General features: G+C 32.2%; 6 protein-coding genes. All 6 read left to right on the forward strand.

Annotated elements, in window-relative coordinates; all coding sequences use genetic code 11:
- The first annotated feature begins 255 nt into the window (after positions 1-255).
- Genes RT412_RS17055 through RT412_RS17080 form a run of 6 tightly spaced genes read left to right on the forward strand, consistent with a single transcriptional unit; the run spans position 256 to position 5741 of the window.
- Complete coding sequence (locus RT412_RS17055; protein WP_313347152.1) at positions 256-1128, forward strand: branched-chain amino acid ABC transporter permease; 873 nt, start codon at positions 256-258, stop codon at positions 1126-1128.
- 8 nt (positions 1129-1136) lie between these two features.
- Entirely contained in the window at positions 1137-2129 is a 993-nt protein-coding gene (locus tag RT412_RS17060) for a branched-chain amino acid ABC transporter permease (RefSeq protein WP_313347149.1), read from the forward strand.
- A gap of 10 nt (positions 2130-2139) precedes the next feature.
- The gene (locus RT412_RS17065; RefSeq protein WP_313347146.1) at positions 2140-2907 is read left to right on the forward strand and encodes an ABC transporter ATP-binding protein; all 768 of its coding nucleotides are present in this window, start codon (positions 2140-2142) and stop codon (positions 2905-2907) included.
- Positions 2904-3617 carry an ABC transporter ATP-binding protein gene (locus RT412_RS17070; RefSeq protein ID WP_313347143.1) on the forward strand — a complete coding sequence of 238 codons (714 nt, stop codon included), beginning with the start codon at positions 2904-2906 and terminating at the stop codon, positions 3615-3617. The genes RT412_RS17065 and RT412_RS17070 overlap by 4 nt, the downstream gene beginning before the upstream one ends.
- Before the next feature lie 37 nt (positions 3618-3654).
- A complete protein-coding gene (locus RT412_RS17075) occupies positions 3655-4794 on the forward strand; it encodes an ABC transporter substrate-binding protein (protein ID WP_313347140.1) in 1140 nt (379 codons plus the stop codon).
- A gap of 35 nt (positions 4795-4829) precedes the next feature.
- Positions 4830-5741: an agmatinase family protein gene (locus RT412_RS17080; RefSeq protein ID WP_313347137.1), complete on the forward strand. Its 912-nt coding sequence runs from the start codon at positions 4830-4832 to the stop codon at positions 5739-5741.
- The last annotated feature ends 74 nt before the right edge of the window (positions 5742-5815 follow it).

Below are 5815 nucleotides of genomic sequence, written 5' to 3' on the forward strand. Positions count from 1 at the left end.
TTGACCTAGTTTTCGATGAGCCAGCTGACCTATTTTTAGATTAGCATAAACAATAATCTTGAATAACGTATTTTATAAAAATTGGGCACTATTGATTAATCAATAAGCACCAATTTTTTTATAATGGTAAAATTTCAATAAACATGGACAACGTTTTTAAATTGGCATAATTTATGCATATTATACCAATGTAAATATTTAATAAGGTCCTTTTGAACTATCAAGTTAATAAGTCATAATATTAAGGAGGAAATAATGATTGTTCAACAATTGATTAATGGTTTGACTATTGGTTCTATTTATGCAATGGTTGCTTTAGGATATACACTTGCATACGGAATTTTAGGACTTATAAACTTCGCTCATGGAGATGTTTATATGGTAGGAGCTTTTATTGCTTACTTTTGCGTTTCGGTTTTAAAATTAAATATAATAATTTCATTTTTTATATCTTTAATCTTTTCCGGAATTTTAGGAGCATTAATTGAATTCACTGCTTTTAGATCAATTAGAAATGGTTCAAGGAGTTCGCAGTTAATTAGTGCTATAGGTGTTTCTATAATATTGCAAAATACGATAATGCTGACAATGGGGTCTGATACGAAGCCTTTCCCCAAGGTAATGGATACTACAGCTTATGAATTTTCAAATATAACGATATCTTCCACACAAATATTAATTATGATAGTTGCTCTAATTTTTATGATAATGTTATACTTTCTGATTTATAAAACAAGAATTGGGATAGCAATGAGATCAACTGCACAGGATTCAGCGATGACCAGCCTAATGGGTATAAATGTAAATAAAGTTATTTCAATAACATTTTCAATTGGTGCCGTATTAGGTGCCGCCGCAGGTATACTTGTAGGCATATATTATAATTCGGTGGTATTTAATATGGGTTCCTCTATGGGTCTTAAAGCTTTTGTTGCAGCTGTCTTAGGTGGTATTGGTAATATACCCGGAACTATGTTAGGCGGAATTGTTTTAGGTTTAGCAGAAAGTTTAGGTGCTACTTTAATATCGGCTAAATACAAAGACGCTTTTTCCTTCATTATATTAATATTAGTTCTGCTTTTTAAACCTACAGGTTTATTCGGCAAGAAAGAAATCGAGAAAGTGTAGGTAATATTATGGATAATATTATAAAAGAAAAGTTAAGGCTTAATAAAATATTCGGTCGTATAAATAATAAATTAATTTTACCTGTATCTTTATTAATAATTTTTATATTTCCAATACTATTTGATAATAGCTATATACTTCATATTTTGATACTTCTTGGCGTTTATGTAGTATTAGGTATCAGTTTAAATGTTGTAGCGGGAGTTACAGGTGAATTAGACTTAGGACATGCTGCCTTTTTTGGAATAGGTTCTTATGTATCAAGTCTTTTTGTAATAAATATATTTGATAGTTTTTGGATTGGTTTGATATTAGCAGGATTCATATCGCTTTTATTTGGATTGCTCTTAGGTATACCTTCCTTGAGAATTCGTGGAGATTATTTAGCTATAGTCACTTTGGGATTCAATGAGATTATACGTTATGTACTTCTAAATATGCAAAGTATAACGAATGGTCCTATGGGGATAAAAGGAATTCCTTCTCCTTCAATATTTGGTTATACAATAAATACAAAACAACATATGTTTTATCTTATATGGATTTTGGTCATTATTACATGTGTTGTGATGAACAGAATGTCAAATTCAAGATTTGGGCGGACTTTAGTTGCAATAAGAGAGGATGAAATAGCAGCTACATCTCTTGGTATTAATACAGGTAAGTATAAAATTTGGTCATTTGCTATAACAGCTGCTTTTGCAGGAATTGGGGGAAGCTTTTTCGCGCATTATATGAATTTTATAAATCCCAATAATTTTACTTCTAATGAATCCATACTTATATTATGTATGATTACAGTTGGAGGAAGGGGAAGCCTTGTAGGATCAATTATAGGTGTTGTCATATTGTTTTTGTTGCCGGAATTACTAAGACCAATTGCAAGTTACAGAATGCTTATATATGGTATATTATTAGTTCTTATGATGGTATTTAAACCAAAAGGTTTTTGGCCGGAAAAAAGGGTTCCATCAAGGATAACAAAAATAGCTAAAAAGTAGGGAGGCAAATATGGATATATTAAAACTTGATGGAATCAGTAAATATTTTAGTGGACTAAAGGCTGTTGACGATGTCTCCATTTCTATAAAACAAGGAGAGGTATTCAGTATAATAGGTCCAAACGGTGCAGGTAAAACTACTTTGTTCAATATGATATCTGGTCATTACTCACCTACAAAGGGAAAAAAGTATTTTGAAGGAAAAGATATAACAGATCTTAGAGATTTTGAAGTAGCTGAAAAGGGAATAACGAGGACATTTCAAAATATAAGGTTGTTTTCTAATTTAACAGTTATAGAGAATGTTTTAATTGGTCTTCATATTAAGCTTAAATCAAGCATGTTAGACTGTATTTTAAGAAATAATAAAAATATTAAGGAAGAAAATGATTGTTATGATGAGGCAATGAATTTATTGGAGACTATTGGTTTAAAACAAAAGGCATTTGACCTTGCAAGGAACTTATCATATGGCGAACAAAGGAAATTAGAAATAATCAGGGCGTTAGCGTCTAAACCAAGACTTCTATTATTAGATGAGCCAACAGCAGGAATGAATAATTCAGAAGCAAAAGAAGTTGTGGAGTTTATTAGAGAGTTGAATAGTACCGGTCTTACTATTTTACTAATAGAACATAACATGAGAGTTGTTATGGGTGTATCCAATAGCATTGCCGTTTTAGACCATGGTATCAAAATTGCTCATGGTTCAGCTTCTGAAATACAAAATAATGAATTAGTTATAGAAGCTTATTTAGGAAGGGGCAAGAAAAAATGATTAAAGTAGAAAACTTAACTGTTAAATATGGCGGAATTGCTGCTGTAAGAAATATTTCATTTGAAGTTGAACAGGGAAAAATAGTAGCTTTAATAGGAAATAACGGTGCCGGGAAAACAAGTACGCTAAAGACTATATCCGGTCTAATTTCACCCAGTGAAGGTCATATTTTCTTTGAAGGTAATGAAATAACAGGTATGAAACCACATGAAATTGCCAAGAAAGGTTTAATACATATTCCTGAAGGAAGACATATTTTTCCCAACTTAACAGTTAAGGAAAATCTCATTATGAGTTCTTCTTCAAGAGATATAACTAAGGCCAAATTTTATGAGGAAATGAACAATATAATGCAAAATTTCAAAGTATTAAAAGAGAGAGAAAACCAACTTGCCGGAACATTAAGTGGTGGAGAACAACAAATGTTAGCAATTGTTAGAGGAATGTTACAAGCTCCAAGACTGTTAATGCTTGATGAACCATCTATGGGATTAGCTCCACTCGTTGTAGAAGATGTATTTAAAATTATAAAAAGTATAAATAATAATGGGACAACAGTTTTAATAGTTGAACAAAATGCCCAAGTCGCTCTATCAGCAGCAGATTATGGTTATGTAATGGAAGTAGGGGAAATTATTTTACAAGATAATGCAGATGTTTTATTAAGTGATCCACAAGTTAAGAAAATTTATTTAGGTGAAAATGATTAAATATCATTTTTATATAAAATTTATCAGGAGGATTAAAATGAAAAAAGTATTAATTTTTATTATGATTATGGCTGTATTATTAGCAACGGTATTTACAGGATGTAGTTCATCGGGAAAAGGCAGCAAAGATGCAGACACTATAAAAATAGGGGTTGCTTCTCCGTATACAGGTGATTATGCACAATTTGGAGATTATACAAAAGATGGTGTAGAATTAGCGGTAGAAGAAATAAATAATGCAGGCGGCGTATTAGGTAAACCAATTGAAATAGTTTATGGAGACGATAAGGGTGATTCAAAAGAAGCTGTTAGCGTTGCACAAAAATTTGCCAGTGATAAAAATATTGTGGGGATAATCGGGCACTTCTTCAGTGGTGCATCCTTGGCCGCAGGTCCAATATACCAACAAAATGAAATTCCGGCGATTGCAGTTGCCTCTACTAATCCTAATGTAGCAAATATTGGAAATTATGTATATAGGATAAATGTTGGTGACAATTATCAGGGATCACAGTTAGCGGAATTATTGAAAGCAGAAGGATACAATAAGGTTTCTGTAATTTACGATAACAGTGATTATGGAAAAGGAGTATCTGATGTATTTTCAAATATCTTTAAAGCAGTTGGCGGAGAAGTATTATTTAACGAGACATATCTTGGTGGACAAGATAAGGACTTTTCACTTATATTAACTAAAATAAAGAATAGTGATACAGAAGTTATAGTTTTAGTTAGTTATTATACTGAGGCTTCATTAATTATTCAGCAAGCAAGGAATTTAGGAATTGATGTTCCTTTCTATGCTAGTGACAGTTTGTACACAGATGATTTCTTAAAGCTTGCAGGTGATGATGCAAACGGAACTCATGTTGTTTGTTATTTCCATGAATCTGACCCTAGTGAAGCAGCACAAGAATTTGTAAAGAAATTTGAAAATAAATATAACAAGAAAGTTGATTCATGGTCACCATATGCATATGATGCAATGCATGTTATGGCAGACGCAATAAATAGAGCAGGCACAACAGACGGTCCGGCAATAAGAGATGCAATTGCTGCTACAGCTGATTTCCAAGGTGCAACCGGTGTTACAAACTTCCAAGGTGCCAGAGAACCTGTAGGAAAAGACCTTGTTATTTTAGTAGTTGAAGATGGACAATATGTAGTTGAAAAATAGATTTGATTAATGACAATATGGAAGAAGGTATATGAGTGAAAATTAAACGCAAAAACAAGTTCGGAATAATGGGAATGACTTATGATACTTCAGCATCCAAAGGATATCCGGGAGCAAGATATGCTCCCGAGCAAATCAGGAAATCTTTGCAATGGATTAAGAACAGAGTTGAAGATGATATGTTATTTGATGTTGAAGCTGATCGTCTGATTGATATATCTAAATTTGAAATAAAAGACTTCGGAGATACTAATCAAATTAGCAGGTATGATAATAAACAATCTTTAGAAGAAATAAAAAATAATATAGATAAAATATACCAAGAAGGATATTCACCAATACTTTTAGGGGGAGATCATTCTACAGGTTGGCCGGGTATAAAAGCACTTCATGATAACACTAAAGGAAACATTGGTATTATACATGTAGATGCACATTTAGATCTTGTTAAAGATTCATCTGTTCAGGGTTTATATTCAGGCAGCAGTCAAATGAGAAGAGCTTCGGAGCTTGATAGAATAAATGCTAAAAATTTTGTTCAAATAGGTATGAGAAGCTATAATTCACCCGAACATTATCATTTTATAAAGAATAGTAATATTACCTTAATTCCGGCAAATCAAGTTTTTGAGACAAGCATTGAAGAAGCAGCAAAAAAGGCAATTGAGGTAGCTTCAAATGGAACAGAACACATTTATATGTCAATTGACATAGATGTGTTGGACAGCGCATTTGCGCCTGGCTCCGGTGCAAATGAGCCGGGTGGATTTACAAGCTATCAGTTGTTTAAATTCGTAAAGCTTGTTGCACCTTATATTGATGCAATTGATATAGTTGAGGTAAACCCAATGACGGATTTTAATAATATGACAAGTATAGTAGCTTCAAAATTATTATTTGATTATATTATTTCAAATTACTATGCTATGGAAGACAATAAATTCTAAAATAATTCGGAGGCCAACGATGGCAGTAAATTTAAAAGGAAGAAGTTTTTTAACATTAATGGAATTTACGACAG

The sequence above is a fragment of the Sedimentibacter sp. genome, from assembly GCF_032080165.1.
Classification (GTDB): domain Bacteria; phylum Bacillota; class Clostridia; order Tissierellales; family Sedimentibacteraceae; genus Sedimentibacter.